The organism is Corallococcus llansteffanensis (assembly GCF_003612055.1).
GTDB classification, from domain to species: domain Bacteria; phylum Myxococcota; class Myxococcia; order Myxococcales; family Myxococcaceae; genus Corallococcus; species Corallococcus llansteffanensis.
This window is the reverse complement of the sequence record NZ_RAWB01000020.1, coordinates 20,866-38,210: the sequence shown is the minus strand read 5'-3', so window position 1 is coordinate 38,210 and position 17,345 is coordinate 20,866. Positions and strand designations below refer to the sequence as shown.

Below are 17,345 nucleotides of genomic sequence, written 5' to 3'. Positions count from 1 at the left end.
GGGACGCTGCGGCAATTGACCGCACCCGGGGGGCTGGGGGAGGGCTGCTATCTGCGAGCCCTCTCTTGCGTCTGGAGTCGGCCGATGAAGCCTTCCCTGGGTCCGGTGTGTGTCGTCGCGGGTTCGCTCTTCTCCACGGTCGCCTTCGCGCATGCGGCGGTGGCGGGACCGACGCCGCCCTACGCGGGCGCGTCGTTCGATGCCGACTTCACCGTGAGCCACGGGTGTGACGGCGCGGACACGTACCGGGTGAAGGTCCAGATTCCGGCGGGCGTCACGGGCGTGCGGCCCGTGGACTCCACGTTCGGCAAGGCGGAAGTGGAGAAGGACGCGGCCGGCAACGTGACGGCGGTGACGTGGACGAAGGCGACGGGGGAGGTGAAGGCGACGGACTCGCACTACTACCACTTCGGCCTGCGCGCGAAGCTGCCCGCCCGGCCCTTCAGCACGGTGTTCTTCTCCACCGAGCAGACGTGTCGCACGCCAGCGGGCGTGGAGACGACGGTGGCGTGGACGGGCACGTCCGGCGAGCACAGCCATGGCGCGGACGCAGGCACGGCGCCCGCGGAGAACCCGGCGCCGTCACTCTACCTCCTGCCCGCGAGGCTTCCGGGCTGGAACCAGTACACGGTGGAGGAGCACGTGCATGACCTCACGGTGTTCAAGGACGCGCTCATCGTCTGGTCTGGCGCGCAGGCGTACAGCTTCAACCCCGTCACGCAGGCGCTCATCGAGAAGGAGCCCGGCATGCAGCCGCTCAAGGAGATCCATCCGGGCACGGTCATCTGGGTGAAGTACTGACGCGGCCGGGAGACCACGACCATGCGCCCCCTTCTCTTCGTGATGGTTGTCGGCGTGCTTGCCGCCTGTTCGGACAAGCCGCCCGTTTCACCGCTGCCCACCACCGACGCGGGCGTGCAGGTGCCCTCCGGCGTGGAGCAGCCCGGGACGTTGGAGCGTCCCCCGGGTGACCGGCTGCCGGAGGACCTGAAGCCGCCCGCGCGTTAGCGGCGGCCCGGGCTCACGGCGCGGCGTTCGGATCCGCGAAGCGCGGGTCGTGCAGGAACTCCGTGTCCGTGAGCGACTCCAGGAACGCGATGACGTCCGCCTTCTCCGCGGGCGTCAGCGTGAAGCCGCGCACGAAGGCGCTCTGGAGGGGGCTTGCCGCTCCGCCGTTCCGGGCCCGCGCGAGGCCTCCCGCCGCGTAGTGGTCCAGCACGTCGGAGAGCGTCGCCAGGCTGCCGTCGTGCATGTACGGCGCGGTGACGGCCACGTTGCGCAGGGACGGCGCGCGGAAGCGCCCCATGTCCTCCGCCCGGCCTGTCAGTTCGATGAGGCCTGGGTCCGTGGCCGGGTACGCGCCCCGGCCGTCCTCGTTGTAGAGGCCCGTGTTGTGGAACGGGAGGATGGGCTCCGGCGTGGCTTCGTGCGCCGTCGCGTCCTGGAAGTTGAAGCCGGAGTGGCAGTGGTCGCACTCCATGCGCTCGGACAGGAACAGCGCCAGGCCCCGCTTGGCGGCGGGGCTCAGCGCGTCCACCGCGCCTCCCGCCAGGTAGCGGTCATAGGGCGACGTGCCGGAGAGCAGCGTCCGCTCGAAGGCCGACAGCGCCCACGTCAGCGTGGCGAGCGACACCGGCGGGGACGCGGCGGGGAACGCCTCCGCGAAGCGCGCCGACAGCTCCGGATCCGACCGGAACCGCTCGAGCAACACCTCCTGTTGATCCGCGAACCCCAGCTCCACCGGCTCCTCGCCGAACAGCGGCGTCAGCGCCTGCGACTCCAACGTGAGGAGCGCGGAGTTGGCCCACGTCAGGCTCGTCGCATACGCCACGTTGGCCAGCCCCTGCCCGTTGCGGCGGTGCGTCTGGCCCGTGCTGCCCACCGAGTGCGTGCGCCCATCGGTGAAGGCGCGGGCCTGCTCGTGGCAGGAGCCGCAGGACTGCGTGCCGTTGAGTGACAGGCGCTGGTCGTAGAAGAGGCTCCGGCCCAACTGGACCTTCGCCTCCGACATCGGGTTGTCCTCCGGCACGCGCGGCGTGGGGAAGCCCTCGGGCAGCTTCCAGTCATACGGAGCGGGTCCGGCGGGCTCGGGTGTGGGCTCACCGCAGCCCACGACCAGCAGCGCCACCGCCAGACACCTCCACGGCTGCCATCGTCGTCGTGCCACGGCGGCGTGCTCCTATTCGGCCCGGATGAAGGACTGCGCCGCGGGGTTCGCGGCCTGCGCCCCGAACGCGAGCCCCATGCGCTCGAAGATGGGCGCGCAGTCCACGTCGCCCTGGGAGGACATGCAGCCCACGGCCGTGTTGGGCCCGCTGGCGTTCACGTCCAGGTTGGAGCCCGCGAAGAGCGCGCCCAGGTCCAGCACCACCTGGTTCGTCCCGACCTTGAAGCCGTCCAGGCTCACGTCGGGACGGTTGTTGTACGCGCACCCCGCGGTGCCGTTCGGATCGCCGCTGGGCAGCGCCGCGCAGTCGGTGCTGCCCAGGTGCATGACGTGCTCCGGCAGGCCGGCGGTGCGGCCCTCGATGCGCGTGAAGAGGTAGCCGCTGCGCCAGTGCCAGAACAGGCTCTGGTCACCCAGGGGCGCGGGCGCGGTGGACACGTTGCCGTGGTTCAACGTCTCCGGCACGCCCAGCCGGAAGCGCAGGCCCGCGTAGGTGTCCGAGGGCACCGTGCCCTTGATGGACAGGTTCATCCCCGCCGTGCCGTTGGCGCACAGGCCGTCCTTGTTCGCGAAGTCCAGCAGCACCACACCCTCGCGCTGCCACACGCCGTCGTCCGTCAGCGCGACGGGCACCTCCTGCCCGCCCGACGTCACCAGCCGCACGTCGTGGACGTAGACGCGGAAGTCCATCGGCTCGTAGGTCGTCTTCGTCGTCCCGACGTTCGTGTAGACGCTTCCGCAGGCGAAGGGCTGGGTGCCCACGCGCGCCACGACGGGGATGTCCACTGTCAGGGTTGCGGGAGGCGTGGGTTCGTCCTCACCACAACCGAGAACACCAACGAGGGCCAGTGGGAGCAGGACGCGGGAGCGGAGCACGGAGGTCATGGGGGCTTCCTTGAAAGATGCCCCCGTCTAACGCACGGTCCAGGTGGACATGCCGTGGCATGTTGCCGCACCCGCGCCGGGTTCACGCCACCTCACGCGCGGCGTCCAGAGCCGGAACGTCCACCTCCCGGGCGCGACGCTTCTGGATGGAGAGGAACAGCGCCTCGTGCGTGGCGGGCGAGGGCAGCTCCACGTCGCCGCCCGGCTGTCCGAAGGCGGACACCGCGTCGCGCAGCGCCTCGCGCACGGACAGGGCCAGCATCAGCGGGGGCTCTCCCACGGCCTTGCTGCCGTGGATGACGCCCTGCTGCTCCGCCCGCTCCACGAATGACACGCGCAGGTCGATGGGCGCGTCGCTGAAGGCGGGCACCGCGTAGGTGCTGGCCGAGTGCGTGAGCAGCCGCCCCTTCGCGTCCCACTTCAGCTCTTCGCCGGTGAGCCACCCCAGGCCCTGCACGAAGCCGCCCTCCACCTGGCCCCGGTCCACGCCGGGGTTGAGCGAATCCCCCACGTCCTCCAGCAGGTCCGAGCGCACCACGCGCTTCATGCCCGTGTCGCCGTCCACCTCCACCTCGCTCACCGCCGCGCCGTAGGCGAAGTAGAGGAAGGGCTTGCCCCGCCCCTTCACCCGGTCGTAGCCGATGCCCGGCGTGCGGTAATAGCCCGTGACGGACAGGCCCACGCGGTCGCGGTACGCCTCCTCCACCACGTCCGCGAAGGGCAGCCCCTGGCCGGGCCGCGACGCCGCGGCGATGTGCCCGTCCTGGAACACCAGTGCGTCCGGGGACACCGCCTGGCCGTGCCGCTGCACGAGCATCCGCGCCGCCACCGGCGCCAGCCGCTCGCGCAGGGTGATGCACGCCTCGCGCACCGCCGCGCCGTTGAGGTCCGAGCCGCTGGAGGCCGCCGTCGCGGACGTGTTGGGCACCTTGTCGGTGGCCGTCTGCGCCACGCGCACGCGGTCCGCGGACAGGCCCAGCTCGCGCATGGCCACGCCTTGAATCTTGGTGTGCAGCCCCTGCCCCATCTCCGTGCCGCCATGCGACAGCAGCACGGAGCCGTCGCGGTACACGTGCACCAGCGCGCCCGCCTGGTTGAGGAAGGTGGCGGTGAAGGAGATGCCGAACTTCATCGGCGTGATGGCGAGGCCGCGCTTGATGCGGGGGCTCTTCGCGTTGAACGCATCCACCTGCGCGCGGCGCTTCGCGAAGTCGGACGACTCCAGCAGGTCGTTCCACAGCTTCGGCAGCCGGTTGTCCTCCAGCTCCTGGCCGTAGTGCGTGGTGTTGGTGTCGCCGGTGCCGTCGTAGAGGTTTCGCTGGCGCACGGTCTCCGGCGCGAGGCCCAGCACGCGCGCGATGCGCCCCAGGATGTCCTCCATCACCAGCATGCCCTGCGGCCCGCCGAAGCCCCGGAAGGCGGTGTTGGAGACGAGGTGCGTCTTCGCCACGCGCCCGGTGTAGCGCACCGACGGCACGTAGTAGCCGTTGTCCAGGTGGAAGAGGGCGCGATCGGTGATGGACTCGGACAGGTCCAGCGACCAGCCGCCGTTGGACACGAGGTCCGCGCGCAGCGCCAGCAGCCGGCCCGTGGCGTCGAAGCCCACCTCCCAGTCCGCGTGGAACGGGTGGCGTTTGCCGGTGACCACCATGTCGATGTCCCGGTCCAGCATCCACTTCACCGCGCGGCCCGTGTGCACCGCGGCCAGCGCCACCAGCGCGGCGGGCGCGTTGCCTTGTGTCTCCTTGCCGCCGAAGCCGCCGCCCATGCGGGGCGCCTTCACCACCACGCGGCTGCGGGGCAGGTGCAGCACGTGCGCGATGACGGCCTGCACCTCCGACGGGTGCTGGGTGGAGGACGTCACGGTGAGGTCGCCGTCCTCGCCCGGCTCCGCGAAGGCGGCGTGCGTCTCCAGGTAGAAGTGCTCCTGGCCGCCCATCTCGAACTGGCCGTCCAGCCGGTGGGGGCTGGACGCGAGCGCGCTGTCCACGTCGCCCCGGCGGATGACGTGCGGCTCGGTGTGGTAGCTGCCCTGCGCACGGGCCTCGTCCAGCGTGAGCACGGCGGGCAGCGGCTCGTAGTCCACCACCACCTGGCGGGCGCCCTCGCGGCAGGCCTCGGGCGTCTCCCCGACGACGAGCGCCACCACCTGCGCGTGGAAGAGGACCTCGTCCTTCGCGAGCAGTGGCTCGTCGTGGCGGATGGGCCCGGTGTCGTTCATGCCCGGGATGTCCTCCGCGAGCAGCACCTTCACCACGCCGGGCACCTTCAGCGCCGGGCTCGCGTCGCGGCGGAGGATGCGCGCGTGCGCGTGCGGCGACATCACCGGCCACACCGTCAACATGGGCCGGCGCTGCGCGAGGTCGTCCACGTACTGCGCGCTGCCCGTCACGTGGCCCAGCGCGCTCTCGTGGCGCAGCTCGCGCCCCGTGTCCGCCGCGGGCTCTAGCGCCGCGGCGGGCTCAGGTGATGCGGCGGGCTCAGGTGATGCGGCAGGCGCTCCGGTGACGAAGCGGGGGCGCGCGTCCAGCACGGGACTGCGCTCGCCGGAGGCGAACTTCTCCAGCAGCGACACCACCAGCCCACGCCGGTAGTCCGCGCTGCCGCGCAGGTCGGTGATGGGGGAGAACTCGCGCGCCAGGGTCGCCCGCACGCGGGCCACCGCTTCAGCGTTCCAGGGGTGGCCCACGAGCAGGGCCTCGGTGTCGCGCGCGCGCACGGGGGTGGCCGCCACGCCGCCGTAGGCGAGCCTCGCGGTGCGCACGAGGCCCAGCGCGTCCGTTTCGATGCAGAAGCCCGCCGCGACGATGCTGATGTCCAGCTCGCGGCGCTTGGACACCTTGAAGCTGTCCGCGTGGCGCTGGAGGCCGCTGTCCTTCGCGGGCGCGTGGGGGACGACGATGACGCGGACGACCTCGTCCGGCTGGAGCGCCGTCTTGCGGTAGGCGAGGAAGAAGTCGCTGAGCGCCACCGTCCGCTCGCCGCGCACGGACGCGAGGACGAGGCGGGCGTCCAGCGCGAGCAGCACCGGCGCCAGGTCGCCAATGGGCGAGGCCGTGACGAGGTTGCCCGACAGCGTGGCGCGGTGGCGGATCTGCCGCGAGGCGAAGACGTTGAGCATCTTCGCGAGCTCCGGCACCTCCGCGCCCAGTGCGTCCTCCACGTCCACCAGCGACGCGGCGCCGCCCACGTACCAGCCGTCCGCTTCACGGCGGATGGCGCGCAGGGACTCCACGCCCTCGGTGGAGATGAGGAAGGGGTAGCGGCGCGACTTCTTGGTGATGTCCACGCCCAGCTCGGTGGCCCCGGCCACGAGCATCGCCTCCGGGTGCAGGGCGCGCAGCGCGAGCAGGTCCTCGAACGTGGCGGGCCGCAGGAACAGCCCGTCCCGCGCCTCGTAGCGCAGGGGCGGCAAGGGGGAGGGTGGCCCCTCCAGCGAGACGCCCGGGAGCGCGGGCCCAACGCCCTTCGCATCGCGGGTGGCGAGCGCGTCCATCATCGCGTCGCGGATGGGCCGGTAGCCGGTGCAGCGGCAGATGTTGCCGCAGAGCTGATCCGCCACGGCCTCCGGCGAGCCCGCGTCCTTGCGACAGTACGCCTCCACCATGGAGACGACGAAGCCCGGGGTGCAGAAGCCGCACTGCGAGCCGTAGTGCTTCACCATGGCCTGCTGCACGGGGTGGGGCGCGCCGCGCTGACCCACGCCCTCCACGGTGACGAGCTCGCGGCCGGCCACCATGGGCAGCAGCGCGATGCAGCTGTTGAAGGCGCGCAGGTTCTTCTGGCCCTGGTGGTCCTGATCCACCATCGCCACGGTGCAGGCGCCGCAGTCGCCCTCGGCGCAGCCCTGCTTGGTGCCCGTCAGCCCGCGCGAGCGCAGGTGGTCCAGCAGCGTGGTGTTGGGCGACGCGTCGTCGACCCGGACGGTCTGGCCATTGAGCCGGAACTCGAAAGGGGTGCTCATTCTCCGGAGGATAGCAGGGGCGCGGGCGACGGCTGAGGGCCTGGCTCCCGTGCCAGCCCGTGGTGGAGCTGGAGCAGCCCCGCCGCGATGCTGACCGCCACCTCCTGAGGCGACTTTCCCCCGATGGGCAGCCCCATGGGGCACTGGACACGGCCCACCTGCCGGGCGGGCAGGCCCTTCGCCTCCAGTCGCTGCCGGAAGCGGGCCCACTTCGTGTCGCTGCCGATGAGGCCGATGTAGCGGGCCGGCTTCTGGATGGCGAAGGCGATGATGTCCTGATCCACGTCGTGACGGTGCGTCATCACCGCCACGTAGGTGCGCAGGTCATCCCAGGTGGCGCTCGCGGCGAACTCGTCCCAGGGCTCCTCGTGGCGCGCCACGGAGGCCGGCACCTGGGGGGACTGGACCCACTCCGCGCGCTCGTCCACCAGGTGCACGCGGAACGGCGTGCCTTCGAGGATGCGGCACAGGGCCTGGCCCACGTGGCCGGCGCCGAAGAGGTAGAGCTGGGGCCCGTGGTTGACGGGCTCGACGAAGATGTCCACGACCCCTCCACAACACTGGCCCAGCTTCGCGCCCAGCGGATAGCGGAACGTGCGCGCCTCGCCCTTGTCCAAGCACGCGCGCGCGTCCTGGAGCACGAGCTGCTCCAGGTGGCCGCCGCCAATGGTGCCGTGGAAGGCGCCGTCCGCGCGCACCAGCAGCTTCGCGCCGGGGGCCGCGGGCGTGCTGCCCTTGACTTCCGTCACCGTGACGACGGCGAACGGGACGTCCGTCCGTCCCCACTCCGCCAGCTGGTGCACCCAGTTCCACATGAAGGCCCGCAGCTTGCCACGACGCGCCGCACCCTCCCAGCGCTTGCCCGGGCGCCTGCTCAGCGAACGAGGAGGGGGGCTTCCGTTGTCGGAAGAGCGGGGGTCACCACCTTTGCGCCAAGACGCATTCCGTTCACCCACCTCAAGGAGAAGAACCCATGGCCCAGGCCGCCGCCGAAATCGAAACGCTGAACTCCTTCCTGCGCGGGGAGATCTCCGCGGTGGAGACCTACCGGCTCGCGACGAAGCACATCGAGACCCCCGTGGCGAAAACGGAGGTGGAGGCCTGCCTTCAAGACCATGAGGCGCGCGTGGCGTCCCTCAAGGAGCGCATCGAGAAGCTGGGCGGCAGCCCCGCGTCGGGCTCCGGCGTGTGGGGCATCTTCGCCAAGGTCGTCCAGGCCGGCGCGGACCTGATGGGGGAGAAGCGCGCCATCGACGCGCTGGAAGAGGGCGAGGACCACGGCCTGGCGGACTACAACCGCGACGTGGACAAGCTGCACGGCGAGGCGCGCACCTTCGTGCGCCAGCAGCTGCTGCCGGCGCAGAAGCAGACGCACAGCCGGCTCAGTCGCCTGAAGCACAACCCCAACCTGCACTGAGCGTGTTGGAGGCGCGGTGCCGGACACCGCGAGGCGCCCCTCCTGCTCCGGGGGACGCCTTGGGGTGCATCGCACGTCCCCTCATCCAGGCCTGGAGGTCCGGTAGGGGCGTGCGATACTTGGAAGCCGTCTTCCGCCGGCGAAGCCAGGGTCTGGAGAAGAGTGCATGGGGCGTGAGTACACGGCGCCAGGGCCACACGGGCCTCCCCGCGACAGCGAGGACGAGGGGACGACGTCTCCCCGTGCGCCCGAAGTGCGCTCCGGCTCGGGCCTGCCTCCCATTCCGTCCCCGACGCTCGCCGACACCAGCCACGCCGCGGGTGCCCTGGGAACCGGCCTGGAGTGCCTCTTCACCGCGTCCGAGCGCGCCCTCCAGTGGGCGTGGCGCGTGCTCCAGCTCGCCCGGGGCGTGGTGGACGCGGCCCCGCGCGGCGACGCGTTCCTGCGCGAGGCGCGGGCGTGCGTGGTGGACTTCCTGGATCACATCCCGCCGCACGTGCGCCGGAGTGTCGAGGAGGTGCTCGTCTTCGGCAACCTCTGGCAGGCCGTGGGCGTCCGGCTGCGCCGCCGCGGCAGCTTCCCCCTGGGGGACGACGAGGCCTGGCGCCACCTCAGCGAGGACGTGGAGCTGCTCCAGCGTGCCGCGCAGGCCCGGCTGGGCACCGCCGCCGCGCTGGAGCAGGGCCTGCTCAAGGACCTGGGCCGCCTGCGCGCGCTGGCCCTGGCCGCGGGCCCCAGCCCTACTGAGCTGAGCGCGGGCGTGGAGGCCTTCACCCGCTGCATCTCGGAGCTGATGGCCTTCGCCAGCGCGGTGCGCCGCGCCTGGGAGTCCGCCGCCCACGAACTGGCCGAGTCCGCCGCGTGGCTGCGCGCGGGCGACCCCGCCTTTAGCGCCTGGCTCGCGGAGCACCTGGTCGCGTCCACGCCCGCGTGGGAGCGCACCCAGGCCACGGCGCGCTGGCTGCGCGAGGTGGGCGCCTTCGCCGGGCAGCCCTGAGCCGCCTCCGAAGGGCCGCGGCTCGGCGACGGCTCGTCGGCTACTGCTCGATGAGGATGCGGTGCCGGTACAGCTCCAGCAGGATGTCCGCGTCCAGGTCCGCCTGCTTGTGGTCGCGCAGGTGCTGGCGCACCGCCTCCACGGGCTTCTGGCCGGTGAACTCCACCAGCAGCGCGTACGCCTCGCCGGGGAGCGCCACCGCGTCGAACTCGCTGTAGGAGCCCAGCGCGACGCTGCCGTCCGGCAGCCACTTCACCGTCGCGTCCGGGTTGAAGCGCAGCACGCGCGGCAGCTGGGGCGCGGTGGCCTGGGTGTGCAGCTTCTCCAGCACCTTCAGTTCGATGGTGCCATCCAGGCCCAGCATCCGCTCCAGTCCGTCCGCGGGCACGGTGCGCACCGCGTCGTAGCAGGCCCGGAAGAAGTCCCGCTCCTTCCCGACGTGCTCCTTCCACAGCGCCGCGTACACCTTGGGCGGGGGCGCCGCGTCGTCCAGGTCCTCCACGGACAGGGGGGCGGTGGCGACTTCCGCCTTGTCCCGGCCGTCCAGGAGGAACTCCGGCATGAGCTGGAGCAGCGCGTGGCGCGACAGCTGGAACTCCGCCAGCGTCAGGTACGTCTTCAGCGACATCCAGAAGCGCCGGCCGTCCGCGCCCGCCACGTACTTGCAGAAGAACGTGGAGCACACCGACTCGCGGTACGCCCAGATGGTGCAGCCGCCGGTGTCCAGCGCGTAGTACGGGCACCGCATCGTCGCGGACCGGCCGAAGAACTGGTGCGAGTTCTTGTACAGGTGGTTGAACTTTGCTGGCGGCTTCACCCACTGCGGGCTCACGCCGATGCGGCTGTCGATCTTCTGTTCGATGCGCCGGCGCCCCTCGGCCATCTCCGGGGAGTCGTCCGACAGCAGCGCGCCGATGAGGTAGTTGGGCAGGCGCGGGTAGTACGTGCAGCACTTGGTGTCCGGCCGGAACAGGTGCTCCACCCCGTCCACCGACTCCACGGTGGACTGCGCGGACGTGCGGCTCATGGCGCACTTCGCGCACGTGGCCTTCGTCTCCGTGGGCGCCTGCTGCTGGAAGAAGGACGGGAGCAGGTCCCGGTAGAGCGCGGGCAGGGTCGAAAGGATGGAGGACATGGCGTGGCGGTGTGTCAGGAGGGCCGGGCCGTCCACTCCAGGTGATAGGTGACGGCTTCCGGGGAGTGGCGGGTGCGGTGCAGGGTGAGGCCGTGCACGCCGATGCGCAACAGCCCTTCTTCCAGCACCCCTTCCGCGAAGCCCTCCATCATCTCCGGCTCGTTGAACCAGAGGTCCGCGGCCGTGGGACCCAGCACCGTGAGGCGCGTCTCCGTGAAGTTGTTGCCGCTGCGGAAGTTGTGCTGCATCCGCTCCAGCGACCGCACGGGCCCCACCACGCGCGCCAGGGCAATCACCGCGCCGCCCATCAACGTCTGCGCGTAGCCCTCGATCATCCGCTTGCCCAACAGGCGCCGGGCGACGTCCAGCGGCCGGTCCGGATGGAGGGTGCGGGCCACGTCGTCCAGGCACTCCACCCACGTCGCCAGGGGATACGCGGCGAGCAGCGGGGCCTTGAGATCCAACCCCCGGCCGCGCAGCCGTTCAATCAACGCGCCCGGCAGGTGCGGCAGCAGCGTCTTGCGGTACAGGCTGTCCACGGTGTTGCCGAAGATGACGCGCTCGTCCCGCATGGCCTTGAGTCCCCTTGGGGGCCCGAAAGGTCCCAGGCGCGCATTCTTCGCCCAGCGGCCGGAAAGAGGCCAGTTCCCGGTGTGAAGCAACCCCCGCCTCCACCCCGGGGACACGGGGGTGGAGGCGGGGGCATGGCCTGTCAGTAGTGCACGGACAGGGACACGCCGCTGTAGGCGCTGAAGGCCTTCAGCAGGATCCACTGGCGGCCCGCGGTCGCCTGCGCGGCCAGGGTGCAGGTCTCGTTGTTGCCGCCCAGGTAGGGCCGGCAGTTGTAGAGCGACGTGGTGGGCGCGCCGCCGAAGCGCGTGTAGAGGTCCACGTCCCCGGTGCCTCCGGAGACGGTGATGGTGGACGCCGTGTTCGCGGGCACGTCCAGGCAGTAGTACTGCTCCGAACCCGACGCCCCGGTGATGCCCGCGAGCGTGAGGTCGTTCGGGAGCAGGAGGCACGTCGGGGGCGGCGTCACGGCGCCCACGCCCACGGCGGTCCACGCGGCCTCCACGGAGGCCTGGATGGCGGCGCTGTAACCCAGGGACTGCGCGGCCTGCTTCGTCAGCGTCTTGGCCTGTGCCAGCGTAGTGCTGGGGAGGAAGAGGTTGGCGTTGGCGTAATAGAAGATGCGCCCGGCGGCCTGCACGCCGATGCCCGTCACGTTCACCGTGGACTTGCCCTGCGGGTGCGTGCCACCGGTGGACAGCAGCTTGAACGCGAGGTTCGGCACGCCGGAGGCGTAGTGCACGTCCGAGCTGGAGGTGATCTGCGTGTAGTAGTCCAGGGACGCGCCGTCCAGCGCGGGGTTGTCCATGTAGCGCAGCGCGTCCCCGGGCGTGTTCGGCGTCCAGAACAGCTCACCGATGCGCCAGATGTTCGTCGCGGTGCTCCAGGTGCCCGTCGCCCAGCTTCCGCACGTCGCGGCGAAGATGTCCGACAGGGACTCGTTGAGCGCGCCCGACTGCCCGGAGTAGACGAGGTCGGACGTGTAGTCCGTCACGCCGTGGGTGAGCTCGTGCACCACGATGTCCGGATCCGAGCACGGCGGCCCCACGGAGGTGCCGTCGCCGTCGCCGCACACCATCGTGGTGCCGTTCCAGAAGGCGTTCGTGTACTGCGTGCCGTAGTGCACGTTCGCGAAGAGCTGCCCGCCCGAGCCGTCAAACGAATCGCGGGCGAAGTTCTGCTGGAAGCAGTCGTAGAAGAGGCCTAGGTTGTCGTACGTCTTGTCGATGCCCGTGTCCCCCGTGGCGGCCTGGCCCTCCAGACGGCAGGTGCCGCTCGTCGGGCCCCCCACCGAACACACCCGGCGGTTGCGCGCGGGGTGGATGTCCGACGTCCGCAGCACCTCCGTGCCGTCCGCCGCGCTGAGGAAGACGTGGTCGCGCACCTCCGTGCCGTCGGAGTCCTCGCCCGACACCACCACCTCGAAGGCCCGCACGAGGGCCGCGTCCGGCGTCGGGCGCACGAACACCTCCCGGGGCGCTTCCGCCGTGCGCCCCCCGGGCGTCGCCGCCAGGGCCGCCCGCCGCGCCACGTCCGGTGAGATGCGCGCCAGGTCCGCGAGCGCCTCGCCGTCGCGCGCATTGCCATTTACCAGGTACACCCGGCCGGCCTCATCCAGGTGCACCAGCAGTTCCTCGCCCACCACGGGCAGGCCCGCCTTCGTCTGCGCGTAGCGCACGTGGCTGTGGCCCAGCCCGTCCCGACGGATTGCCACCGGCACCAGGTCCCGCGCCTTCAACCGGAAGGCCGGCAGCACGCGCGCGAGCGTGGGCTCCAGCAGCGCATGCGCCTGCCAGGCCGAGGCGCCAGAGATGGGGCGACCCGTGGCCCCCAGCGCCCCCTTCAGCAGGGCGGGGACCCCGTCCGGGTGCACGTCCAGCACCTGGGCGCCGGGCAGCGCGCCGAGCGCCGCCTCCACCTCCCGGAGGCTGGAGACACCATCGCCGTGGGACGGCGGGGAAGTGGGCGCCTCGGCTTCCGGCCCTCCCGCGCCACAGGCGGACAACGTGAGCGTCAGGCCGGCCAGGAGCCAGCGGGTATTGCGCGTCATGGAACACCCCTTGTGACGATTCAGAGCTGTGCAGCCTTCCGAGCAAAGCATGGAAGACCCACTGTCAGCGTGCTTCCTGGAGGACATGGAGTGCAGGGACGGAGGGAGGCCCACGTCGGCGGCGTCGCACCCACCCCGGCCGGGGGGCAGCCATCCAGACGCGAAGTCCGGGCCTTGTGACGCGGGGCGCGGTGATAAGGACGGCCCCGCTGTTACCTCCCGTCACCCGTTCGCAAGGTCCTCCATGCTCACGCTGCGCGGGGCTCCGGCCCTCTCCGAATTCAGGCTCGCCAAGCTGCTCGTCCGCTGTCGGGAACGGGTGCCCACGGTGGCCACCCTCTATTCGGAGTACGTCCACTTCGCGGACACGGCGGCGCCGCTGACGGACGCGGAAGGGGAGCGCCTGGGGCGGCTGCTGGAGTATGGCCCCCACGCGGCGAAGCGCGAGCGCACGGGCACGCTGCTGCTCGTTGTGCCGCGTCCGGGCACGGTGTCCCCCTGGTCGTCGAAGGCGACGGACATCGCGCACCACTGCGGCCTGGAGAAGGTGCGCCGCATGGAGCGCGGCATCGCGTTCTTCCTCACCGGCCCCGGCGGCCGCGCGCTGGAGGCGGACGAGGCCGCGGGCGTGGAGGCGGTGCTGCACGACCGGATGACGCAGGCGGTGCTGCCCCGGCTGGACGACGCGGCGGTGCTCTTCACCACGAACGCGCCCCGGCCGCTCACGCGCGTGGACGTGCTGGGCGGAGGCCGCGACGCGCTCGTGAAGGCCAACGGCGAGCTGGGCCTGGCGCTGGCGGAGGACGAGATCGACTACCTGGTCGCGCGCTTCACGGAGCTTGCGCGCAACCCCACCGACGTCGAGCTCATGATGTTCGCGCAGGCCAACAGCGAGCACTGCCGCCATAAAATCTTCAACGCGTCGTGGACGCTGGACGGCAAGAAGCAGGAGCGCTCGCTCTTCCAGGCCATCAAGAACACCTTCGCAGTCAGCCCCGGTGGCGTGCTGTCCGCGTACAAGGACAACTCCGCCGTCATCGAGGGCTTCGAGGTGGAGCGCTTCTTCCCGCAGGGAGAGGCGCGCGAGTGGGGCGCCGTGCGCGAGCCCGCGCACATCATGATGAAGGTGGAGACGCACAACCATCCCACCGCCATCTCCCCCTATCCGGGCGCCGCCACGGGGGCGGGCGGCGAGATTCGCGACGAGGGCGCCACCGGGCGCGGCGCGAAGCCCAAGGCGGGGCTCACGGGCTTCTCCGTCAGCCACCTGCGCATCCCGGGCTACGCGCAGCCGTGGGAGGTGCCGTACGGCAAGCCGGACCGCATCGTGTCCGCGCTGGACATCATGATTGATGGCCCGCTGGGCGGCGCGGCGTTCAACAACGAGTTCGGCCGGCCCAACCTGTGCGGCTACTTCCGCAGCTTCGAGCAGCAGGTACCCACGGCGGACGGCGTGGAGGTGCGCGGCTACCACAAGCCCATCATGCTGGCGGGCGGCCTGGGCAACATCCGCGCGGGCCACGTGAAGAAGGCCCCGCTGCGAGCGGGCGACAAGCTCATCGTGCTGGGCGGCCCGGCGATGCTCATCGGCTTGGGCGGCGGCGCGGCGTCCTCCATGGCGCAGGGCACGAGCGCGGCCGATCTCGATTTTGCCTCCGTGCAGCGTGACAACGCGGAGATGGAGCGGAGGTGTCAGGAGGTCATCGACCAGTGCTGGATGCTGGGCGACGCGAACCCCGTGCGCTCCATCCACGACGTGGGCGCGGGCGGCCTGTCCAACGCGCTGCCGGAGCTGGCGCACGACAACGGCCTGGGCGGCCGGCTGGAGCTGCGCGAGGTGCCCAACGACGAGCCGGGCATGTCCCCAGTGGAGATCTGGTGCAACGAGGCGCAGGAGCGCTACGTGCTGGGCGTGGCGCCGGAGGACCTGCCGCGCTTCGCCGCCCTGTGCGAGCGCGAGCGCGCCCCGTTCGCCGTGCTGGGCGAGGCCACGCAGGAAGAGGTGCTCACGCTCAGCGACCGCGAGCTGGGGGACACGCCCATCGCGCTGCCCATGGACGTGCTCTTCGGCAAGGCGCCGCGCATGCACCGCGAGCATGTGTCGCGCCCGCTGAAGCACGCGCCGCTCAGCGTGCCGGGGGACCTGAAGGCCCTGGCGCATGCCGTGCTCGCGCACCCGACGGTGGCGGACAAGTCATTCCTCATCACCATTGGCGACCGCACCGTGGGCGGCCTCACCGCGCGCGACCAGATGGTGGGCCCGTGGCAGGTGCCGGTGGCGGACTGCGCGGTGACGCTGTCGTCCATCCTCTCCAACACGGGTGAGGCCATGGCCCTGGGCGAGCGCACGCCGCTGGCGCTCATCGACGCGGCGGCCTCCGCGCGGATGGCGGTGGGCGAGGCGCTCACCAACCTTTCGGCGGCGCGCATCGGGAAGCTGTCGGACGTGAAGCTGTCCGCCAACTGGATGGCGGCGGCGGGCAGCCCCGGCGAGGACGCGAACCTCTACGCGGCGGTGCATGCGGTGGGCATGGAGCTGTGCCCCGCGCTGGGCATCGCCATCCCGGTGGGCAAGGACTCCATGTCCATGCGCACGCAGTGGCAGGACGACGGCGCGAAGAAGGCCGTGACGTCGCCCCTGTCGCTCATCATCACCGCGTTCGCGCCGGTGCTGGACGTGCGCCGCGCGCTGACGCCGCAGCCGGTGGACGTGGCGGGTGACACGCGGCTCCTGCTGGTGGACGTGGCCGCGGGCCGGCAGCGCCTGGGCGCCTCCGTGCTGGCGCAGTGCCACCAGCAGGTGGGCCCCGAGTGCCCGGACGTGGACGACCCGGCGCGCCTGAAGGGCTTCTTCGCAGGCGTGCAGGAGCTCCAGGCGGCGGGCGTGCTGCTCGCCTACCACGACCGCTCCGACGGTGGGCTCTGGGGCACGCTCGCGGAGATGGCCTTCGCGGGCCACTGCGGCGTGGACGTGGACGTGGCGGCGCTGGGCGGTGACGCCGTGGCGGCCCTCTTCAACGAGGAGCTGGGCGCGGTGGTGCAGGTGCGGGCGGCCGACGTGGAGCAGGTGCGCGAGGTGTTCGCCCGGCACGGCCTGGGCGCGCACGTCCACGAATTGGGCCGGCCCACGGTGGCGCAGGCGGTGCGCGTGCGGCACGGCGCGAAGGAACTGCTCGCGGAGGACACCGTGGCGCTCAAGCGCACCTGGTCGCGCGTCAGCTACGAGATGCAGAAGCTGCGCGACAACCCCACCTGCGCGGAGGAGGAGTACGCGGCCAGGTGCGACGCGGGAGACCCGGGCCTGTCGCCGCGGCTCACGTTCGACCCGGCGGTGGACGTGGCGGCGCCCTTCATCGCGAAGGGGGCGCGGCCCCGCGTGGCGGTCTTGCGCGAGCAGGGCGTCAACAGCCAGCAGGAGATGGCGGCGGCGTTCACCCGCGCGGGCTTCACCGCGGTGGATGTGCACATGAGCGACCTGCTGGCGGGCCGCGTGTCGCTGGAGGACTTCCACGGCGTGCTGGCGTGCGGCGGCTTCAGCTACGGCGACGTGCTGGGCGCGGGCGGCGGCTGGGCGAAGTCCATCCTCTTCAACCCGCGCACGCGCGACGCGTTCTCCCAGTTCTTCGCGCGGCCGGACAGCTTCGGCCTGGGCGCGTGCAACGGCTGCCAGATGTTCGCGCAGCTGCGAGACCTCATCCCCGGCGCGGAGGCGTGGCCGCGCTTCGTGCGCAACGCGTCCGAGCAGTTCGAGGCGCGCCTGGGCACGGTGGAAGTGTCCCCGTCGCCCTCGCTGTTCTACCGGGGCATGGAGGGCAGCCGGATGCTCATCGTCGTGTCGCACGGCGAGGGGCGCGCGGAGTTCTCCAGCGCCGAGGAGGCCGCGCGCGTGAACGGCCTGGGCCTCGTGACGACGCGCTGGGTGGACAACCGCGGGCAGGTGGCGACGAAGTACCCGGCCAACCCCAACGGCTCGCCGCACGGCATCGCGGGGCTCACCACGAAGGACGGGCGCTTCACCATCACCATGCCGCACCCGGAGCGCGTGCACCGCACCGTGCAGCACTCCTGGGCCCCGTCGGCGTGGGGCGAGGACGGCCCGTGGATGCGCATGTTCCGCAACGCCCGCGCCGCCCTGGGCTGATGACGCGTTCGCGGAAAGG

Annotated in this window: 12 protein-coding genes; 5 read left to right on the top strand and 7 right to left on the bottom strand. The window is 71.7% G+C overall.

Annotated features, from left to right (window positions below; translation table 11 throughout):
• Positions 1–84 precede the first annotated feature (84 nt).
• Together D7V93_RS03430 and D7V93_RS03425 are read left to right on the top strand one after the other, a co-directional pair.
• Complete coding sequence (locus D7V93_RS03430) at positions 85–801, top strand: YcnI family copper-binding membrane protein (protein ID WP_120641986.1); 717 nt, start codon at positions 85–87, stop codon at positions 799–801.
• 21 nt (positions 802–822) lie between these two features.
• Positions 823–1,008: a hypothetical protein gene (locus D7V93_RS03425; RefSeq protein ID WP_120641985.1), complete on the top strand. Its 186-nt coding sequence runs from the start codon at positions 823–825 to the stop codon at positions 1,006–1,008.
• A 13-nt stretch (positions 1,009–1,021) separates the two neighbouring features.
• Here the strand turns inward: D7V93_RS03425 and D7V93_RS03420 are convergent, their stop codons facing one another.
• The 4 genes from D7V93_RS03420 to xdhC all read right to left on the bottom strand — a co-directional run bounded on the left by D7V93_RS03420 (position 1,022) and on the right by xdhC (position 7,819).
• On the bottom strand, positions 1,022–2,167 hold the full coding sequence (locus D7V93_RS03420) for a methanobactin export MATE transporter MbnM (RefSeq protein ID WP_120641984.1): 1,146 nt from the start codon (positions 2,165–2,167) through the stop codon (positions 1,022–1,024).
• A gap of 12 nt (positions 2,168–2,179) precedes the next feature.
• On the bottom strand, positions 2,180–3,052 hold the full coding sequence (locus tag D7V93_RS03415; RefSeq protein WP_120641983.1) for an MbnP family copper-binding protein: 873 nt from the start codon (positions 3,050–3,052) through the stop codon (positions 2,180–2,182).
• An 82-nt stretch (positions 3,053–3,134) separates the two neighbouring features.
• Complete coding sequence (gene xdhB, locus D7V93_RS03410; RefSeq protein ID WP_120641982.1) at positions 3,135–7,016, bottom strand: xanthine dehydrogenase molybdopterin binding subunit; 3,882 nt, start codon at positions 7,014–7,016, stop codon at positions 3,135–3,137.
• Entirely contained in the window at positions 7,013–7,819 is an 807-nt protein-coding gene (xdhC, locus tag D7V93_RS03405; protein WP_244237087.1) for a xanthine dehydrogenase accessory protein XdhC, read from the bottom strand. The genes xdhB and xdhC overlap by 4 nt, the downstream gene beginning before the upstream one ends.
• A gap of 170 nt (positions 7,820–7,989) precedes the next feature.
• Here xdhC and D7V93_RS03400 point away from each other — a divergent pair, with 170 nt between their 5' ends.
• Positions 7,990–8,433 carry a DUF2383 domain-containing protein gene (locus tag D7V93_RS03400; RefSeq protein WP_120641980.1) on the top strand — a complete coding sequence of 148 codons (444 nt, stop codon included), beginning with the start codon at positions 7,990–7,992 and terminating at the stop codon, positions 8,431–8,433.
• A gap of 166 nt (positions 8,434–8,599) precedes the next feature.
• The gene (locus tag D7V93_RS03395; protein WP_120641979.1) at positions 8,600–9,430 is read left to right on the top strand and encodes a hypothetical protein; all 831 of its coding nucleotides are present in this window, start codon (positions 8,600–8,602) and stop codon (positions 9,428–9,430) included.
• Positions 9,431–9,470: 40 nt separating this feature from the next.
• Here D7V93_RS03395 and D7V93_RS03390 read toward each other — a convergent pair whose 3' ends face one another.
• From D7V93_RS03390 to D7V93_RS03380, 3 genes are all read right to left on the bottom strand, one after another.
• On the bottom strand, positions 9,471–10,565 hold the full coding sequence (locus D7V93_RS03390) for a hypothetical protein (RefSeq protein WP_120641990.1): 1,095 nt from the start codon (positions 10,563–10,565) through the stop codon (positions 9,471–9,473).
• Positions 10,566–10,579: 14 nt separating this feature from the next.
• A complete protein-coding gene (locus D7V93_RS03385) occupies positions 10,580–11,137 on the bottom strand; it encodes a DUF2378 family protein (RefSeq protein WP_120641978.1) in 558 nt (185 codons plus the stop codon).
• Between the two features lie 140 nt (positions 11,138–11,277).
• The gene (locus tag D7V93_RS03380; protein WP_120641977.1) at positions 11,278–13,185 is read right to left on the bottom strand and encodes a M4 family metallopeptidase; all 1,908 of its coding nucleotides are present in this window, start codon (positions 13,183–13,185) and stop codon (positions 11,278–11,280) included.
• Between the two features lie 244 nt (positions 13,186–13,429).
• On the opposite strand from D7V93_RS03380, the gene purL reads away from it, so the two are divergent.
• Positions 13,430–17,326 carry a phosphoribosylformylglycinamidine synthase gene (purL, locus tag D7V93_RS03375; protein WP_120641976.1) on the top strand — a complete coding sequence of 1,299 codons (3,897 nt, stop codon included), beginning with the start codon at positions 13,430–13,432 and terminating at the stop codon, positions 17,324–17,326.
• Positions 17,327–17,345 lie beyond the last annotated feature (19 nt).